Below are 20,224 nucleotides of genomic sequence, written 5' to 3'. Positions count from 1 at the left end.
ATGGAGAAGTTACTTTTGAGTATTGGCGTGTTCATATTCTCTGCCGCCACTTTTTTTTCTTTTTACGAAGAAAAGGGGATGCTTGGGTACGGAATAGCTTTTGGAGCAGCATTGGTCCTGGGTGCCATGAGTTTTATATTTTTAAAAGAAAAAGAGAAACGCAGCCTTCAAGTTGACAATGAAATGAAAAAAATAGTTGAAAGATTGGAATCAGAGCAGAAGCAGTCTCGCGAACAGCAACAAGAACAGTTTCTGCAGTTATTCACCAGCCAGCAAAATCACCAGGAAGAAATGGCTGCCATGAATCAAAAGCACCAAAAGGAATTGCTTGTGATAAATGGTAAGCACCAGGAAGAAATGCATGAGGTGAACCGAAAGCTTCTGGAGGATATTGTTACAGCAAATCAGAAGAATTATGAGGAAATGATTTCTATAAATAAGCAGAGCCACGAAGAAATCTCCGCCGTAAATAAAAGGTTTCATGAGGAGGGTCTCTTGGAGAACCGTAAATGGAACAATGCAATCGTTGGCAATCTTTCGGGAATGGTGGCTGCTAACCAAAAGTCTTATGAAAACATGGTGGAATCCAATAAACAGCTTTATCATACTCTTTTTAATCAGCTGGAAAAAATCAATGCCGACAACGAAACGTTCATTGATAAAACTACTGCTGCCATCGAGAAGCTAGTGCTGATTGTTCAGCAATTAGGGCAGGAGTTAAAAGAGCAGACAAGCCAGCAAATAAAGCAAACTAGCGAACAGCAGATTTCTATATGGAATGAAGCGAAAGAGAACTTTTTCAAAATCTTGGCTGCCCAGCAGCAATCGAACAATGCTGCATTAAATGGGATAACCGAAATACAAGTGCAAATCCAGGAGCGACTGGCTCAACAGGAAGATCTATTTACATCAGCACAAAATTACTACGAAGAAACGGGCCAGCAATTATCACAGTTTATTGAAAGTTCCAAGGACATATCGGAAAAAACCGGGGTATCCATTCAACTCATGGAGGAACAACTCAATCATTTTGTCGATGAAATGACCGATTTGTTTGCTACAAAAATTGCTGAGCAGCATGAGCATTTGCACCAAGCAAATGACGCGATCCAAAAAAGCTTGTATGCGATGCAAGTAATTGAAAAAGAAAATATCGAGCATTACAAGCTGGCTTTGGATAAGGTAACGCACGATTCCAAAGAATTATTCCAGTTATTCTATGAAACTCAAAAGCGTAATAACCAAAACCAGGATAAATGGTTAAACAATTTTAGGGAAAAGTTAGAGGAAAAAATAGCGGACATTAGGGACATGACCGAAGATATGATGGAGAAACAGGTTGGCGTCTTCGCTGAATTACAAGAAGGTTTAGAGGCATCAACGAAGCAACTGGCTGAATCTCAGCAAAGTTTTACCAAGAAACAGGAACAAGTTTATGAGACAATCGCCCAACAAACCGCTGCAACACTTGAAAATACAAAAATAACGAAGAGAATACAAAGCGAAATCATCGATTTGAATAAGCAGGATATTGAAATCTTACAAAAGTTAGTAAGGTGATTGGATGGAAAAAGAAGAGATTTATAGAAGTACAATCCATAATATTATGCTGCAGGACTACTTAAGACAGCAAATACAGGATTCATTTTATGATCAATCCAAATCAAATCAAATTACCTATTACCTCCTGCATCATCCAGAAAAAAAGAATCAAATAGACCAGGCAGAACGATTGATTGCTTCCATTCAGCGCAACCTTGCACACGGCAATCTAAAACATGCCTTTTACATGGAAATGGCTTTGAAACATTTAATAGATAGTATTTTCGATAATATTGCTCCATTACAAATAAAAAGGAAGAAGAAAAGAAAACGTAAGGGAAAAGCTAAATAAGTTATTGGGTAAGCTTAAATTATATAAGACTATTGCAAGATTTTAGGAAATGGCATTTGAAAATGTCATTTCCTTTTTTATTTTATAAGCAAATCAGTTAACCGGAGGAACATATCCACTAATACTACGGGTCTTAAAATGTGATAAAAAGTTAAAGGAATTCACCATTTTATGTAGAAAAAATAGTAATAAAGTTATAAGGATTATGGAGTTGATTATCATGAAAAACATCGTACTTATATCATGTGTCAGCAAGAAAAAGAACTATGAAACAACGGCAGAAAATTTATATGACAGCACATTGTTCAAATATGCTTTGCAATATGCTAAATCTATTAATCCTGACAAAATATACATACTTTCCGCACTCTATGGGTTATTAGAAACTACTGATAAAGTAGAGCCGTACAACAAAACCCTTAATGATATGAGCGCTAAAGAAAAAAAGGAATGGAGCACGATGGTTCTTAAACAAATGAGGAAAAAAGAAATTGATCTTGAAAATGATCGTTTTGTTTTTTTGGCAGGTAATAATTATAGGAAATATTTAGTAGAGCATATTTCACATTACCAACTTCCTTTGGAAGGAAAGCGGATAGGGGAACAAGTATCTTATCTGAAAGGAGCGATTAAAGTTGTCTGAGAAGTGTCAAGAACTCCATGCATTATTTCGTAAACTTAAAAGATATCAATTTCCCTTTAATGAGAAGGAGATTCCCCAAAATGGCATTTATATTTTGTTTGAAAAAGGGGAACAAGCCCATGGCGGGGATAGGATTGTTCGGATAGGTACACATACAGGAAAAAACAAGCTAGGATCCAGGCTTAAAGAGCATTTCACAAATGAGAATAAGGATCGAAGTATCTTTCGAAAAAATATAGGCCGTGCTTTGTTAAATAGGAAAAGTGACGATTACCTAAAGATATGGGAGCTTGATTTAATTTCATCGGAGAATAAACAAAAGTACGGGCATTTAATTAATAAAAATTACCAACAGAAGATTGAACACGAAGTGACAAAAACCATCCAGAACAATTTTTCATTTGTTGTTATTGAAGAAGGTGACAAAGACAAACGGTTGTATTTGGAAGCGAAACTAATCTCTGACGTTTCGAATTGTACCGAATGTCGCTCCAGCAAACGATGGTTAGGAAATTATTCAATCAAAGAAAAGATTCGTGGGAGCGGGTTGTGGCAGGAGCAGGGGGTGTATAAGACTGGTTTTACAGAGTCTGAGTTTGCAAATTTTATTGAAAGATATTTGTAGAAGGCAAATCTGAGGAACTTAACAAAAATCAAGAGTTCAAAGGAAACATTTTTTCGAATGGGAGGCCGCTGATGGGTAAATATTTTGTCCGATCAAAAGGACCACGTACATGGAAGGAGTCATTAGCAAATCCAGAAAATCAATGGAGAAAGGGATATTCTGCATACGAGTTGGCCCATAGTTGGGAAGCGGCCGCCGATTTTCCATCCTGTGTTAAACAAGTGTTTCAACAGAGCCAAATCCCACTGTTTCAAAAGGTCGAGATGTTATTCGGATTACCTGAACACAAGGTTAGTTTACCTGGAGGATCAAAAGAATCACAAAATGATCTCTTTGTATTAGCGAAAGCAAATGACGAATTAATGACGATGATGATAGAAGGAAAAGTTTCAGAACCATTTGGAGAAACGGTAGAAGCTTGGAAGGGTCCAGCCCCAAGTGAGGGGAAAAGAAAGAGACTGGATTATTTATTGGAATTATTGCAATTAGATGAGGCTAATGTTCTAAACAAAAGATATCAACTATTACATAGGACAGCTTCCGCGTTGATGGAAGCAAAGAAATTTACAGCAAAAAATGCACTAATGCTTGTGCATTCTTTCAGTGAGAGTGGAAAAGGGTATGAAGACTATGCTGAGTTTGTTGAATTGTTTCATTTGCTACCAAGGAAGGATGATGTGGTTGGTCCAGTTGCACTTCAAGGAATAAATCTTTATTTCGGTTGGGTGACTGGAGAAACAACTCCGGTAAATGATAATTATTACTTGATAAAAAAAAAACAAGGAAGTCACTGAACAAAAAGTGGAGTTATGGTCAACTGAACGTTTACAATTTGAGCCGAAAAACTGGATGAAAGAAATGAGGGATGATTTAAGAAACCAGTTAAAACTAATTGCCCCAGTAAAAGAAGGTACATTATACTGTAAATTTTGTACACGAGAAAACGATTCTTTTTTTGATATCGAAAATGTTTTACTTTATAACGTTGGCAGCGGTTCATTCTCCCATATAAGTAATGACCATATAATAATTGAAAGGTCATTTGAAAATTTATCTAATGATAAAATTGCACAAACGTTTAACCATTACCATCTCTATAACTATACGAGCCGAGAAAATATTAATCTTTACTGGGAAAAGGATCAGACTGCAGTTAGTTGGACAGGAATGCAACTTCCTGTGTTGCCAGATAAACCACATGAATATTGGTACAGGATGAAGCACCTGAACTTAACTACAAAACTCCCAACCTTAACAAATGAAACGAACTTTGGTATAAAAATAAATCTTGGAGTACCTAAAGGCAAGAGAGTAAATTTAACAGGAATTTGTAAACCGTTAATAGATGGAATCGTCAGTGCCTTCCACTCCTATTTTGGGGGAGACCTCGAAGAAATGGCAGACCGTTTAGGAAGAATTCTAGATGAAGAAGCGAATGATATTCGAATATTACTTTTGGAAGATCAGTCAGCGATTCTTGGGAAGAGAGAGGTAGTTCGAAGATTTCAAAAAGGCATTCAGTGGAATCCCGCGGACGATTTCTGTTATCAAATAGAGTTAAAGACTTTTAACACCATAGGTACTAATTGGATTATTGATGGTGAACTTTATACGGTAAAGGAAGTAAATTAAATGCTTCTGTGAATAACTGGGGCCAAGTGATAACGATAAAGATAGGAATCTTCCGTGCACTAAATAAAGCTGATACTATACAAAACTTTCACAACAAAGACACCTCTTAAAAGGCTCACAGTGGTGTCTTTTTATTTTTATCTAAAGAAGATAGATGGTTGTAAGAACCAAAAGGAGATATTGTGATGTTGAAATTTATTGATGAACTAATGTCATATTATTCAGACCAAGCAGTATTTAATCCATGGAACGATTATTCTACACAACTAGACATTGGACCTGATGCACCGATGTTAAGGATAAATCATCTTCAACGCTTTTTAGAGCCAAGGATATCAAACGCTCGCTATATTTTTGTTGCTGAAGCATTAGGATTTCAAGGTGGTCATTTTTCTGGAATTCCAATGACTTCAGAAATAATGATCACAGGAAACCATTTAGAAGTAGATTATCAGCATGTTTTTCATGGTAAAGTTGGTAGAAGGACTAGCAATCCTAATTCACAGTTCCCGCGATTTAAGATGATTTGGAAAAAAAGGGGTGCGAGTGAACCGACAGCAACAATTGTTTGGAAAACTATCCTAGAGAATAATGTTGATCCCTTTGAAATTATTTTGTGGAATATCTTTCCTTTCCATCCTTATGATCCGGCAGTTGGTTTATTAAGTAACCGAACCCCAGAACCTAATGAGCTAAAATTAGGGGTTTATTATTTAAAAAGACTTTTAAATCTATGTCCCCAAAATATTAAAGTAATAGCTATCGGAAACCATTCTACAAATACCCTAAATCAACATGAAATTGAAAATATTCCTATTAGGCATCCCGCAAACGGTGGTGCCCCAGCGTTTAAAGAAGGATGTAAAAGAATTTTTACAGTTAATGATGTTAATAATTTTCTTAAATAAATAAACTTCAGTATGAACTCTGATTATGAAGGTGTGCCAAAAGTGGTACACCTTTTTGAGCCAATTTGTATTATTGAGGGAAGAGAAAGTTAGTAAAACGTATGTTCTTGACATAGAGTTATCATAACATTCTGATATAATGATAGTAAATTATATTAAGCGAACCTGTCCAAAAATTGACGTTACGAGTTGTTTTTTAACAAAAATTTGGATGAAAGAGATGAAAAATTTTTAGCAGGTTTTAATTTAAAAATAATTGAATAAAGAATAAGGTGAAAAATGCAATAACAGGTGGTTTATATATGAAAATATTAATAGCGGAACGGGATGAGCTTGAAAGAAAAGGATTGAAGTGGCTGCTTTTAACCAATCAAGTGCCGATTGATGAATTAAAAGAAGCCAGCAATGAAGAGGAATGCATGGCATTGCTGATGGAATGGAAACCAGATATTTTTGTCATGGAACTCGAGATGTTTCAGCCAAATCAGCGGGAACATTTATTCCGAATGGTCAGGAATTTGAGGATTCAAACGGTCATGCACACAAGCCATAAAACGTTTCAAGCAGCTGAACAAGCGGTAAAAATGAAAGCAGAAGCATTATTTGTGAAACCATATGTTGCGGAAGAATGGCTGAAGGCATTGAAACAAATGATCCGAAACCATAGAAATATTCCGAAAAAAGAAGGAGAAACCTCTTTATATCACGGTTGGGCTTATGATCTTCTATTTGGAAGAGTCATCAATGAAGCATTTATGAACGAACAGGTTCAAAATTGGGGCTACGATCAAGTGCCCAGCATAGTGGCCGTATTGGCTTTGGACCAACAAAATAAAAAGGAATTTGAACCAATTACATTGATTCATTTGATTCATGATGAACTGCAGGAGTATCGGCCCTTTGTATTGTCAGTCGATGAACAGATCATCCTTCTGGTGAGTGAGGAATATCTTCCAAAAGGGAACCATCCCATCCATTCCCTGTGGCAGATTTTGAAGGTATTTTGTGAACGGATGAAACAAAGAAATAATCTTTCCATTTCGGCCGGAATTGGAAATCAATATGATACTCCAAAACTTCTTTATAAATCCTATTTTGAAGCAAGACAAGCCTTGCTGCGCCGCTTTTATTTTGGCGGAAACCAGGTGTTCCCCTCCATGACGAAAAATTTGAATGAACAATATGATCCTTTTTTGACGCCAACGGAGAATGATGAATTACTAAATTACTTAATAGAAAAAAACAGGGATGGGATCAAAACATGGTTTTATAAGCTTTTTGGCGGTTTTCCCGATGAATATGGCAGTTATCCACATTCCGATTTAGTCCGGACCAAATTGACGAACGCTGTTGCCCCTATCCGCAGATTTATGAGAGAAAAACCATATTTGTTAAGGAATGACCAAGAATATCAGGATATCTTTCAGGAAATTTTATACGGCGAGGTTTTATTCGATATTATCCAAAAGATGATTCGTCTTTGCTCTTTACTATTTGACCAAGTTGAAAAAGAGGAATCCCTATACAGCTCCCAAATAATGGCTAAAGCAATTCAATACATCGAACAAAACTACCATAAACCCCTTTCATTAGAAGAGGTATCTGGATGGGCAGGCAGAAGCGGTCAATATTTCAGTTCTTTATTTAAACAACAAATGGGCTGTACTTTTACGGAATATCTTCAAGCAAAAAGGATTGAAAAGGCAAAAGCATATTTAAAATCAACGGCTATGACTGTTTCTGAAGTGGCGGAATCTGTCGGTTATGTGGATCCCAATTATTTTAGCCGTGTTTTTAAAACGGTTACCGGGGCTTCTCCGAGGACATGGAAAACGGAAAATTATGCAGATATCTTAAAATAATCCAGTTTTTACGAAAAAGGGATAAGAAACATTTCAAGAAAACAGTAAATATCACTAAAATTCGGAATATTCTCTATGGATATTCCTTTCTTTTTTCATTACCATAAAAACTAATAAAATAATTAAATTTAATAACGATTTAGGGGGTGATTACCTCATCAGCAGCACTAACAGAAATTCACAAGCAGTACCTAATAAGCCTATGGAAAAACGCTTTTCCTTGAGTGTCGTTGCAATAATTAACAAACTCAGTTGCTGAGAAAAAACATTTGGGAGGAATTCACATGCATTATTCACCAAAGAAAGGTCAGCATCATGGCTTACCATATGACCCCTTTAAAAGTAGTACGATACCACGCCCTATCGGATGGCTTTCAACCAGGTCTAAAGATGGAGTAGATAACCTTGCGCCTTACAGCCAATATCAAAATCTTACCTGGGATCCACCTATGGTAATGTTTGCAGCAAATCAATCAGTATTAGGAGGAAGAAAGGATACGGTTCGAAACGCTGAGGAAACTGGTTGGTTTGTATGGAACATGGCTACTTGGGATTTACGCGAAGCAGTTAATATTTCCGCAAAGGCGTCTACGGCAGACGTTGATGAATTTGTGGCTGCGGGTGTAACGAAGAAAAGCTGCATTGAGGCTCCTGTATCACGTGTTGCTGAGTCACCGGTTCAATTCGAATGTGAGTATATTCAGACGATTAGAATACCAACTGGTAATGAGGTTTCGACAGTCGATATTGTTATCGGACGAGTAGCTCATGTGCATATCGCTGATGACATCATTCTTCCTAGTGGGAAACTTGATATATTGAAAATAAAACCCATTGCCCGCCTTGGGTATTATGATTATACAGTTATCAACAATATATTTGAAATGAAGGCCCCAGCTGCTACAAAAGAAGAGTTGGCCGGCCTTGAGGGACGAAATGTTTAATGACACAAAGGAAGCTATTTGAAGATTAATTAACTAGTTAGTCTTAGCATACTCTTGAAAGGTTGCAAATGAATGATGAGGCTAATTTGGCACTCGGATTAAATCGGACATTCCCTAGTCTTTTCTCTCTATGTTCACCTTTTGTCAAGTAGCATATAGGTTTCAATTTATTTTTAAACACTATTTATGCTTAATGGAGGAGATTATACTATTATGCCGAATCCACAATCTACAAATGTAGAAACAAGTTCTGAAATTCAGAGACAAAAAGTGTACAGTATTTCAAATGTTTTGAAGTTCTTATTTTTTAGTTCAATTGGTATTTTTGTATTTTTTATTCCAATTACGTTAAATGGTACCTCATCTATCCCGCTTGATCATATTGTTACATGGCTAAATACTACTTTCCCTTCCGTTACACCTATCTACGCGTTGCTTGTCATTTTAGGGGGAGCAATCTATCCATTTGTAACAAAAACATGGAACAAAAACCCTTTTAATATTGTATTCTCAATTCTTAAAGTTTTAGGATTTGTCGTTGGATTAATCATCTACTTAAAAGTAGGTCCAAGCTGGCTGATGAATCCAAATATTGGCCCTTTTCTCTTTGACTTGTTAGTTGTTCCAGTTGGGATCATGGTTCCTTTAGGCGGGGTATTTTTGGCTTTATTAGTAGGGTATGGTCTTCTCGATTTTATGGGAGTAATATGTCAAAAAATTATGAGACCAATTTGGAAAACTCCAGGTCGTTCCGCCGTCGATGCATTGGCATCATTCGTTGCCAGTTTTGCAGTAGGATTATTAATTACGAATCGAGAATTTAAAAAAGGAAATTACACCATAAAAGAGGCTGCCATTATTGCTACGGGATTTTCTACTGTCACTGTATCGTTTATGATTGTGGTTTCTAAGACACTGGGGCTTATGGGGATGTGGAATTTTTATTTTTGGGTAACATTGCTGGTTACATTTGCTATTACTGCAATATCTGTAAGAATAAGACCAATCAGTAAGATGAGTGATGATTATTATAATGGCCAAAAGGGCAATCCAGAAGAGACTGTAAAGGGAAACTATATACAAAAAGCTTGGGAAAATGCAATGAATGCAGCAGAAAATGCACCGAGTTTTGGGAAAAATATTTGGGATAACTTACGTGATGGACTGGTAATGACGATGGGCATTTTGCCATCGATTTTATCAGTTGGTTTAATTGGCTTACTCCTTGCAGAATACACTCCAATTTTCGATTATTTAGGATACATTTTTTACCCAATAACAGCTTTACTTCAGCTTCCAGATCCGTTGCTAGTTGGAAAAGCATCAGCAATTGGAATTACAGAAATGTTCCTGCCAGCACTATTAGTCGTTAAATCTGCCATGGTAACGAAGTTTGTTGTTGCAGTCACTTGTGTATCATCTATCATGTTCTTCTCTGCAAGTATCCCGTGTATACTATCAACAGACATTCCAATTACAATTCGTCAACTTGTAATCCTTTGGTTCCAAAGAACCGTCTTAAGTTTAATCATTACCACACCAATTGCATTCTTATTTTTATAGCATCATGAAAGTGATTCTATTTGATTTATTAAATAATCCAAGAATTCAATATCAAACTATCATAATAGTTACAAAAAAATCCGGGCATAGCCCGGTTCTTTTTTGTTTAACGATTATCCGATCGCTTTGCGGGGGCAAGCACCGTTTTCGAGGGGAAAACCGAATCAGCAGTACCTTTATTGGAAGCAGTTGTTTCGGTTTATTAAGTGAAATTAATAACTCGGCCAAGTAAAATCCTTCTTATAATATGTCTTCTTTAATTTGTACAAATCATATTCCCATTCACCAATGGCGTAAATAAATTTAGTTACGCCATTTTTTTGTCCTTTTCTTAAACGGACATTATAAGCAATAGTGTAAGCCACTTTTTTAATCCTAAGACAGGAACCGCCTTTTGGAGGATGGCCCACCGTTTCGTGCGAGTAAGACCGGTAATTTGTCTTTCCTAAACGAACAATTTACTTGATAGTCTGGAAACATATTCTTTCGCTACATTCCTTTTCAGAAGATGTTCCATTAAATTTTATATAACTGTACGAATGCAGAAGATTAGGTTTCAGAGTATACAGAGATACAGTGATCAAATAAATAAAGTGTCAGCACGGAAATGGATTTTAGTAATGTGAGGTTTCCCATGCTTCTGAGGGGGAAAAGTTCTTTAGAACATCTGTCGGAATCATACATTAGTTCTGGTTAAAAAGAAGTTATTTTCTTGAATCTACTTTACATGACACAGCTGCAACTACACAGATAGTACTATACAAATTTATAATGGTAGTTCTAAGGGTCTGAATATTCAGAATAATGTTCCTGTCTGGAAATATTTGTTATATAATTTACTAAACTAATAGGGGGGATAACATGTTTAAAAGAAAATCATTTTTATTAGTAGTCATTTTGATGCTTTCCTTGGTGCTTCCAACTCTATCTTTGGCAGATGTGGAGTCTCCGAAATCCAGTAACAGCCAAATTATCCATGAAAGTTTCTATTCGGGAGTATTGGGTAGAGATTATAATTACAACATCTATCTGCCGACCGGTTATAAAACTTCAGACAAAGACTATCCAGTCCTTTATTTGTTGCATGGCTCGGGCGGGAACGAAAATGACTGGGTCCAAAATGGGGATGTGAAAGCAACAGCAGACAGATTGATTGAAAAAGGCGAAATTCCAGCTTCGATTATTGTCATGCCAGGAGCCAAAAGCTGGTGGGTGAATGGGTATAACGAAAATGCCGAAACCGCTTTCTTTCAGGACCTGATTCCACATATCGATAGTACCTGGAAAACCATTGATACAAAAGAAGGCAGATTAGTTGCTGGTTTATCTGCAGGAGGATATGGAACGGTGAATTACATAATGAGTCACCCGGACATGTTTGCTGCAGGAGCTGCTTTAAGTCCTGCTTCCTATGTAGATCAACCGCCTTCCAATTCATCAGGAAACACAAACCTTACTTATCAAAAACCGAATCCGAATTTTGACCCATCAAAACCAGTTAGTAAGGAAAATCCTAAAACTGTATATGACCCTGCAAAATGGACTGAACTCAACTACACTTCCCGTATAGATGGGTATAAGAATCAAGAAATTCGGGTGCCGCTATTTATTGAAACAGGCGACCACGATGTATTCAATATTGCGTATCATTCTGCTGTTCTTTTTCAAAAGCTAAGAGATTTAGATGCCACTCAGAAGAAGTTAGTTGAATTCAGAGTAATAGATGGGGATCATGAATGGAAGGTTTGGAAAGAGTCATTGCCAGATGCAATGAAATATATGTATCAATTTGTAAACGTAAAATAACCCGTTATAGTAATGTGGGATACAGGGACATGAAGATTGTCCCTATAGGGTTGCTTTCAACTATTAAAAAAGAATTCAAAAAGATGGATGAAGAGTATAAAGCATTTGCAGAAGTTGCGATTTATAAAAACATTGAGGAACGGGATCAGTTGGAAGTGATTTAACAGAACAGGTTTACTTGATAAATTCCTAATTTGGGGAAAGAGAGTAATTCTCCGATTTTTGGCTAGAAGTAAGTAGAAGTAAAAGCATATAATTTATTGACCATTTACTATGAGACACTAAGGTATACAAAGCAATAAAACCCACATATAGGCTGGGTTTTATTGTTTTAATATTCTTAAAGATATTCCGCTGTTCCTATTCGATTGGATCAAAGCCCATGCCATCAAACAGGTCGTATCCTTCTGCCCGAATCTCCGACAATGTCTTGTTCTTTTCTTTTACAACCGCATAATCATATCCATTGACCTTACCGCTTGGTGCAAATTGTTTCGCCCAGGCATTTAAAGAAATAATTTTTCCGTTAAATTCGACATTATTACCACTTTGAATCTTTCCGAGGGACTCGCTCTCCAGGTTTTTGAAGAAAATCTCATCGCCTTCCGACACAAGCCCCACTTCCAGCATGTGGGTGAGTTTTGGGAAACTTTTTCGCGTCCAGCTGGATTGTCTTCGGGCTGTAGGCCGCTTGTTTTCGTTCGTCAATATTTCTGAGAAATAATCGTCATCAGATCCAAGCGGAAGCAGCTTCTTGATTTCAAGGAGGTACTCATCACCATTTTCCCCTTCAATCAATTGAGGTGCAATTTCAAAGCAAGAAATATCGAGTCCTTTTGTTAATAACCAGGCGGAGGCGGATAAGACACTCGGGTCAAAACTCGAGGCAACTAATATGATACGTTGGTCGGCATTAAAGTTATCAAATGCTTCGTGATCATTTAAAAAGCCAACGATGTTCTCAATGCCAACTTCAATGGCCTCTTCTTCCTTGACATTTTCATAATGGACTAAATAATCGGCATACACTTTTTCCACAATTTCTTGGACGCTGGTGATTTTGGCAAAAGAGGCGGCATAGCGAATGGCCTGGGATTCGAAGTTATCTTTTCGACTCCTCATATCATCTTCATCCCGTTTGATTTCGATCACGACCACGTTCCCATTACTGTCGATTCCGACTAAGTCTGTCCGCTTATTCGCATTGTTGCGAACCTGTTTACCGATAATCTTGAGTTCGTAATCTTCTTCTTGGGTTAATACTTCAATATTTTCCTGAAGAAACTCCTCTAAGGCGCTTTCAACAAGTCCCAGACTCTTATATGTAATTCTTGATATCTCGTGGGTGTTTTTCTTCAATTTCTTTTTGTTGGGCGTACCTCCATCAATTTGAACCTTGACCAACATCTTAACTCCTCCAATTTACATTCATCTATTTAATTATACCTCTTTTCATTTTACAAGAGTCATATGGTGTATTAGGTTTACCATTTCCGGTAAACCTTCTTTTTTGATAGTCCCAAAAAAACGGAATAAACTGTATAATCTACATAAGAGAGCAAAAGAAAATTTTGGATAACAAAGTGCTTACATAAAAAATTATTGAAACGGGGTGTCTTATTTGAACCCAATTAAATTCGGCTGGATTGATTATTCCAGTGAGCATCGGAACAAGGTATTGGCCGTCCTGGATGCTTTGTCAGAACCGGATGCCGTTGATGAGATGGGGATTGGATTAATACGTGACGGTTTTGCTGACATCCTTTTTCCGGGAACCTCGACCATCCAGACAAGGGCCAAATATTTTTTAATCGTTCCCTATTTATTAATGGAACTAGAAAAAGAAAGATTTACATCCCCACAACGCTTCCTTGAGAAGTTGGGTCAAGAAGAAATCGAGTTAATTGACGTATTAAATCAAGCAGGATTCAGCGGTGTTATTGGTGCCAGAGCGAGGAAAAAGCTAAAGCGGAAGCCTTCTAGCATCTATTGGAACGGCTTAAGAACCTTCGGTATTTTCAGGTATCCCACATTATCCTTGGACAATTACGCCAAAGCACACATAAGCATGCAGAAAAATAAGAACGCCATCATTGCCTCTGGACATGATGAGCACGACGACGAGCTCGCCCACGGGGAATTCGCCAGCACTTTTTGGCGATGTTTAGTGCCGGATGCGAATTGGAAAGAGACACTTTCCATAAATCTTACCAAAAATGAAGCAGAGTATTTAAAAGGGAGAATCACAAAAGCAGAAAAGTCGAAGGACAGTTTGTATGCCTTTTTATTAAGGCAAGACCTTTCCGAGGTAACAGCGGTTGAAAGTTTTGAAACAATTGGTTCTGCTTTCACGCTCCCTGAACATTTATTGGCAGACTATACGCTAGCAAAGAAATTCAGTCAGTTTATCTCCGGTGCCAATATCCGCTACAATGTGATTCTTTCCAACTATACGAACCCGATAGCATTGGATAAGTGGAAAAACTGGCTTAACAGTGCGTTTGTCAGAAATGAATTCGAGTCATTTCCCTATTTAACTGTGATCGAACGGCTTCACATTAGAAACACAGGTTTAAGGCTATTTTTGAAAAACTGGCAAGAGGAGGTTCTTTCAGGAAATGATGATAAAATGGATCAACTCATCATTGACCGTGAAAAAGACCTTAAATCAAAAGAACGGGCTAAGCTGCTAAATTCCAAAGTCTATTCCTATAAAGAAGGAGATTGGGTGGGAACGGAAATGCTGCATTACCGGTTTCGAAACGCTAGAGGCTTGATCTCGGATATCAAGGACGGATTGGAGGGACATCATGCTTAGACCAGCAGAGGATCGACTGAATTATAGTGATATGCTGACACCACCGGTCGGCTTTGAAGTCGAGTTTGCAGTCGGGACAACCTATTCACTTGACCTCGAAGCGCTCATCGGTGTTCCCCTGGCACTCAGCTTATCGGAAGAAATGGACCAAACCTTTCAGGATAATCCTATTTATATTTTGGAGGGCTTAAGAAAGAGTGCTGATAAGTTTGCGATATTTTGTGAAGGAGGGCAAATCAAGGTTCCCCATAATGGGAACAACATATTTGCGTTGCTTGAAAATAGCGTGTTTGAAGTAACCTTGAAAAATGAGCACTCCTTTCATCCAAAAATTTGGGTGATCAAATATAACGATGCTGACCAAAACGTATTCTATCGGCTCCTCGTCTTGACGCGAAATCTCACCTTTGACCGCAGCTGGGATATGGCAATCGCATTAGAGGGAAAAAGAAATAATAAAAAAACGCTGAAGAACAGGCCGTTGGCTGATTTTCTACATTTTCTCGTCCCGTATACAAAAAACAAACAAAAGCAAAAACAGATAAAGAAGTTGATTGCCGAGCTCGATTATGTTCATTTTGATCCAGCGGATAAACACATCCCTGAGTTTGAATTTTGCCCGTTAGGAATCGACGGCTATGGGATTGAAGAATCGGGCTTGTTTGAAAAATATCATCAGCTGATTGTCATTTCTCCATTTCTAAGCCAAGCTACCGTCAAAGAAATAAATAAACAGGCTTATTCTGGAGCCGGCAAGACTTTAATTACCAGAAAATCAGAATTACATAAGCTTGAACCTAGTATGTTAACAGAGTTTGATGTTTTTGCATTAAAAGACATCATCATTGAAGGAGAAGGAGCCATTAGCGAGGATCATCCGGAAAAAGAGGCAGTTCAGGCCCAACAGCAGGATATCCATGCAAAGCTTTATGCTAGGACCAAATACAATGAGCATCATCTCTATATTGGGTCAGCCAACTGTTCAAGGAATGCCTTCCAGGGGAATGTGGAATTTTTATTAAAACTAAAATACCAAAAATACGGATTCAGGATTTCACATTTACTGGATGATCTATTTGGTGAGGACGAAAAGGAAAATCCTTTTGAGAAAATAGAGACGATCCCGGAAACGAATGATTCAGAAAGCGATGTAACGGATAAGCTGGAAAAAGCCATTAAACAGCTTTGCAGAAAGAAACTGCAAGCAATTGTCCTTAATGATTCAGAGCCATATACCATTTGCATCGAAATGGACACTCTCCCTGAAGGAATCCAATTTTCAATCGGACCTTTGTTAAGCAAACGTATGCAGCTTCTTAAAAAAGAAATGATAATAGAAAACTTAAGCCTGCTGGAGTTAGGTGAGTTTTACAAGATTCGGGCCGAGATGGATGGAGAAAAGGTCGAAAGAATTATCAAGATCCCGACGGAAGGCATTCCTGAGGAGCGGGATCAGGAGATCTTTCGCTCGATTATTAAAGACCCATATACTTTTTTAAAATACGTGTCCTTTTTGTTAGCGGATGATTTTCTATTATCGACTTTAGAACAAATGGACAAGAAAAGACTAGGGACAGGAGCCTGGAACACTGGCATGGGCGATTATCCGGTTGTCTATGAAAATATGCTGAAAGCAGCTTCCCGAACACCGGAAAAACTAGGGGACGTCAAAAACGTGATGAATATGATTAATAAAGAAGACATCGTTCCTCCCGAGTTCCAAAGCCTGTATGAAACTTTTGTCCGAGCGGTAAAGAAGGTGAAAAAATGATCGACTTAGAGCAAAGAGAAACAGAAATTCTTTCCAGCCTCAAAGATTTTCAAAAAGCAACAGTCCAAAGAATTCATGAGCTTTTCACTAATGGTTATCATCGGGTCCTTGTGGCGGATGAAGTGGGCCTGGGGAAAACATTGATTGCAAGAGGAGTGGTGGCGAAAACGGCTCGATTTCATCATGAAAAATTAAACGATGACCTCTTTAAGGTGGTCTATGTTTGCTCCAATCAAGGTATCGCCACGCAAAATCTTGCTAAGCTGAAAATCGATGACCGGGTGACGATCGAGGGGTTAACTGATACCAGATTGTCGATGCAGCATTTGAAGATATTTGAGAATAAGTTCGATCCAAAGATCAAAGAAAACTTTATTCAGTTGATTCCCTTAACCCCATCTACATCCTTTGATATGAAATCGGGGGGCGGGAATGTTGCGGAACGTTCCTTGCTGTATGTCGTATTGAAGGACTATAAGCCGTTAAAACCATACTTGAATGAATTCGAGCTATTAATGATTGATAAGGCTCCTGGGAGATGGGACTCCTGGAAAGGGTGGTTTGAAACAAAGGCTAGAAAATGCAACCAAGTCAGTAATGAAGAGTATACCAAGACTATCCTCGGAAAAGTGGAAGCGTACTTGTCACATCAGGAAGACTTACTGCCGGAGATTATCCAAATATGTGTGGACATTAAGAAAGATGGACAACGCGGCAAGCGAGTAAATGGAGCCCTTCACGTCATTCACAAGATTCGAAAAATGATGGCGGAAATTAGTATGGATTTGATGGATGCCGATCTCGTCATCATGGATGAATTTCAACGGTTTAAGGAGTTAATCAATAACGATGGCGAAAGTGAAACAGCGCTATTGGCGAAAAAATTCTTTAATACGCCAAAGTCAAATGAGCAAGCGGTAAAGATTCTCTTGCTGTCAGCCACGCCTTATAAGCTGTATTCAACCTTGGAGGAAATGGCCGATTCAAAAAGCGATGACCATTATCAAGAATTCATGCAGGTAATGGATTTTCTGTTTGAAAAACAACCTGACCATCGCCAGAAGTTCCGTCAAGTATGGAATGATTTTTCCATTGCGTTAAGCCAGCTTACATCCAATGATTTTGCCATACTATCGGCGAAAAAACAGGCAGCAGAGGATTATCTTTATAAAGGCATAGCAAGGACAGAGCGGATGCTGGTCGACGGTGCGGGTAGCCTGATTTCATCATCAATGGAGAAGAATATATTAAACATTACCGAACAGGACGTATTATCATTTGTAGAAATGGATCATCTTCTTCAGGAAATGGAGCTCACGGACAAGGTTCCGGTCGATTATGTGAAATCAGCACCCTATCTGATGTCCTATATGGAGCACTATAAGCTCAAACAAAAGGTCACCCACTATTTCCGAAAACACCGCGATAAAATCAAGCTAGCCCGAAAACCGGTACTTTGGATGAATCGTGACATCATTGCGAAATACGGAAAACTGCCTGAAGCCAATGCCCGACTAAGCAAACTTAAGGAAATCGCCATCCCGAAGCAAGCGGAACGACTGCTGTGGGTTCCACCTTCCTTGCCGTATTATGAGCCAGGCGGATGCTTTCAGGGGCAAAGCCAATTTTCTAAAGTGCTCGTTTTTTCCGCATGGGAAATGGTGCCGCGTGCGATTGCAACGCTTGTTTCCTATGACGCAGAGCGGTTGACGGTGGGAGAGCTGATTAAAAAAACACCAAGCAAAAAGAATAAGAAAGAAAATCGCAGTTATTTTGCCAAAAATCGTTTCCCACAGCCGCGCTTAACCTTTGCAATGAAAGACCATGCTCCTACCAACATGAATCATTTAGCGCTTGTATATCCATCCGCTACTCTGGCGAAGCTGTTTCAGCCTGCTGAAGTAGTGAATAAAAAGCTTTCCTTGAAAGAACTAAAGGATGAGCTTGTTGAAAATATAAAAGTGCTACTCGATCAAGTTCCTAATGAAATTAAGGATGGCAAGGCCGGATTGGATGAAAGATGGTACTATGTGGCGCCGCTGTTGTTTGATATAAACGAGGAAGTGATTCTAGACTGGTTCAGTAAGGATCAGCTCTTTGTAATGGAAGACGATGAGGAAAAACAGGACAAGGAAAATGAAGCGGCATTTGCCAAGCATTTCGAAGAATTGAAAGATATTTTTCAAAACGTTCATCAACTAAGATTGGGAAAACAGCCTGATGATTTACTGGATGTGCTGGTGAATATGGTGTTAGGTTCACCTGCTGTATGTGCTTTAAGAATGATGGGGCAGTATGACAGTGAATCCATTCCTTATGCTATTCAGCTTGCAAAAGCCATCCTTAGCCGATTTAACACACAAGAAGCGATTTCAATTGTGGAATTGGAGTATGGAAAGCGAAACAGCCAGGATGTCCATTGGCAAAATGTCTTGAAGTATTCTGTTGATGGAAATATGCAAGCGATGCTGGATGAATATGCCCATATGCTGATGGAAGAAGGCGCCCTTAAGGATAAAGAGGAGCTTTTGCGAAATAAACAGTTAGTGAAGATGATGGTGAAGGCGTTAAAGACACGAACTGCCAGCTTCAATGTCGACACTTATGCTCATTTCAAACAGCGAATTCTTCAAGACGGCAGGAAGCAAAACGGGGAGAAGGAACATTATATTAAAATGCGTACCAATTATGCGGTCGGGTTTTACGATACGAGAAATGAGGAGAACACCTTGAACCGAAAGGATAATATCCGGCTCTCGTTCAATTCGCCATTCCGTCCGTTCGTTCTGGCAACGACTTCAATTGGCCAAGAAGGGCTGGATTTTCATTATTACTGTCGTAAAATCATGCACTGGAACCTTCCGTCAAACCCGGTTGAGCTTGAGCAGCGCGAAGGCAGGATTAACCGATATAAATGTTTCGCCATCCGTCAAAACATAGCTGCTAAATACGGCTCCATTCCTTTTCAGGCAAATATTTGGGATGAACTTTTCGATACAGCGCTTCGGGAAGAAAATGATGAAGGAACTTCGGAATTAGTGCCTTTTTGGTGTCTCCCTGACAATCAGGAGATCAAGATTGAACGTGTGGTACCGGCCTATCCACTTAGTAGGGATATTCCCAAATATGAACGCCTTATGAAAATCCTTGCCCTGTACCGTTTAAGCTTAGGGCAGGCACGGCAGGAGGAATTGCTGGAATACCTGGTAAGTAATGATATTGAAGTGGAGCAGCTTAAAGAGTTGTTTATGAATTTGAGTCCTTACTATAAAGAGAGGGTGTGTGTTACTGAGCATTTGATTAGTACCAAAAATTAATAACCTGCAAAAAATTTACTTTCAAAAAAATTGAAAATAGAAATCTAATCAAAGAAGTTGGCCGTATACCAAAACCCTTTATATTATAAAAATGGGTTTCCTTCTTGTGTGTAATAAGGTAAACATATTAAAACACACGTTATTTTACATCAAAATAACGTGTGTATTTTTTTGCAATATCCAGGTTTAAAGTATATACAATATTTTCTCAAACACGATTTCACAAGACTGAAATATTTTTTTGTAGTGTATGCAAAATTGATGGGAATTACAGCGTGCATTTAGATGCAAAAAAATTATATTAAGTATTTTGTAAAGGAATTTAAACTCAATATAAGTAGGGATTGAAAAGTTATAATTAAATTAATGTGACAATTTAAGAAGGAACAAAACTTTTTCTCTAATAATATAGAGTTTATCCGTTTTTTGATTGAAAAATTG

At 38.1% G+C, this 20,224-nt stretch carries 16 protein-coding genes; 15 read left to right on the top strand and 1 reads right to left on the bottom strand.

What is annotated here, in order from left to right:
* The 12 genes from V5M37_RS16190 to V5M37_RS16135 all read left to right on the top strand — a co-directional run bounded on the left by V5M37_RS16190 (position 1) and on the right by V5M37_RS16135 (position 12,041).
* Entirely contained in the window at positions 1–1,560 is a 1,560-nt protein-coding gene (locus V5M37_RS16190) for a hypothetical protein (protein ID WP_423798206.1), read from the top strand.
* 4 nt (positions 1,561–1,564) lie between these two features.
* Positions 1,565–1,894: a hypothetical protein gene (locus V5M37_RS16185; RefSeq protein ID WP_423798205.1), complete on the top strand. Its 330-nt coding sequence runs from the start codon at positions 1,565–1,567 to the stop codon at positions 1,892–1,894.
* A gap of 220 nt (positions 1,895–2,114) precedes the next feature.
* Entirely contained in the window at positions 2,115–2,537 is a 423-nt protein-coding gene (locus V5M37_RS16180) for a DUF6884 domain-containing protein (protein WP_423798204.1), read from the top strand.
* Positions 2,530–3,162, top strand: a complete 633-nt coding sequence (locus tag V5M37_RS16175; RefSeq protein WP_423798203.1) for a hypothetical protein — start codon at positions 2,530–2,532, stop codon at positions 3,160–3,162. The genes V5M37_RS16180 and V5M37_RS16175 overlap by 8 nt, the downstream gene beginning before the upstream one ends.
* Before the next feature lie 71 nt (positions 3,163–3,233).
* Entirely contained in the window at positions 3,234–3,956 is a 723-nt protein-coding gene (locus tag V5M37_RS16170; RefSeq protein ID WP_423798202.1) for a DUF6946 family protein, read from the top strand.
* A 7-nt stretch (positions 3,957–3,963) separates the two neighbouring features.
* Entirely contained in the window at positions 3,964–4,794 is an 831-nt protein-coding gene (locus V5M37_RS16165) for a hypothetical protein (protein ID WP_423798201.1), read from the top strand.
* A 185-nt stretch (positions 4,795–4,979) separates the two neighbouring features.
* Positions 4,980–5,702, top strand: coding sequence for a uracil-DNA glycosylase (locus tag V5M37_RS16160; protein WP_423798200.1), 723 nt, complete (start codon positions 4,980–4,982; stop codon positions 5,700–5,702).
* 302 nt (positions 5,703–6,004) lie between these two features.
* A complete protein-coding gene (locus V5M37_RS16155; protein WP_423798199.1) occupies positions 6,005–7,564 on the top strand; it encodes a helix-turn-helix domain-containing protein in 1,560 nt (519 codons plus the stop codon).
* A gap of 284 nt (positions 7,565–7,848) precedes the next feature.
* Entirely contained in the window at positions 7,849–8,508 is a 660-nt protein-coding gene (locus tag V5M37_RS16150) for a flavin reductase family protein (RefSeq protein WP_378582135.1), read from the top strand.
* 213 nt (positions 8,509–8,721) lie between these two features.
* The gene (locus V5M37_RS16145) at positions 8,722–10,071 is read left to right on the top strand and encodes a YjiH family protein (RefSeq protein WP_423798198.1); all 1,350 of its coding nucleotides are present in this window, start codon (positions 8,722–8,724) and stop codon (positions 10,069–10,071) included.
* Positions 10,072–10,932: 861 nt separating this feature from the next.
* Complete coding sequence (locus V5M37_RS16140; RefSeq protein WP_423798197.1) at positions 10,933–11,877, top strand: alpha/beta hydrolase; 945 nt, start codon at positions 10,933–10,935, stop codon at positions 11,875–11,877.
* A 29-nt stretch (positions 11,878–11,906) separates the two neighbouring features.
* On the top strand, positions 11,907–12,041 hold the full coding sequence (locus V5M37_RS16135; RefSeq protein ID WP_423798196.1) for a hypothetical protein: 135 nt from the start codon (positions 11,907–11,909) through the stop codon (positions 12,039–12,041).
* Positions 12,042–12,237: 196 nt separating this feature from the next.
* Here V5M37_RS16135 and V5M37_RS16130 read toward each other — a convergent pair whose 3' ends face one another.
* Entirely contained in the window at positions 12,238–13,284 is a 1,047-nt protein-coding gene (locus V5M37_RS16130; RefSeq protein ID WP_423798195.1) for a hypothetical protein, read from the bottom strand.
* Positions 13,285–13,498: 214 nt separating this feature from the next.
* Between V5M37_RS16130 and V5M37_RS16125 the strand changes: the two genes are divergently transcribed.
* From V5M37_RS16125 to V5M37_RS16115, 3 genes are read left to right on the top strand one after another with little or no spacing between them, the layout of a single operon-like run.
* Positions 13,499–14,695 carry a DUF6361 family protein gene (locus V5M37_RS16125; protein WP_423798194.1) on the top strand — a complete coding sequence of 399 codons (1,197 nt, stop codon included), beginning with the start codon at positions 13,499–13,501 and terminating at the stop codon, positions 14,693–14,695.
* The gene (locus tag V5M37_RS16120) at positions 14,688–16,466 is read left to right on the top strand and encodes a phospholipase D family protein (RefSeq protein ID WP_423798193.1); all 1,779 of its coding nucleotides are present in this window, start codon (positions 14,688–14,690) and stop codon (positions 16,464–16,466) included. Before V5M37_RS16125 ends, V5M37_RS16120 begins: the two co-directional genes overlap by 8 nt.
* Entirely contained in the window at positions 16,463–19,783 is a 3,321-nt protein-coding gene (locus tag V5M37_RS16115) for a DEAD/DEAH box helicase (RefSeq protein ID WP_423798192.1), read from the top strand. The genes V5M37_RS16120 and V5M37_RS16115 overlap by 4 nt, the downstream gene beginning before the upstream one ends.
* Positions 19,784–20,224 lie beyond the last annotated feature (441 nt).

Origin of the sequence: Neobacillus sp. SAB-20_R2A (genome assembly GCF_049568635.1) — a bacterium.
Taxonomy (GTDB): Bacteria; Bacillota; Bacilli; order Bacillales; family Cytobacillaceae; genus Neobacillus; species Neobacillus citreus.
The sequence above is the reverse complement of the archived record's forward strand: the minus strand, read 5'-3'. Positions and strand labels throughout refer to the sequence as shown.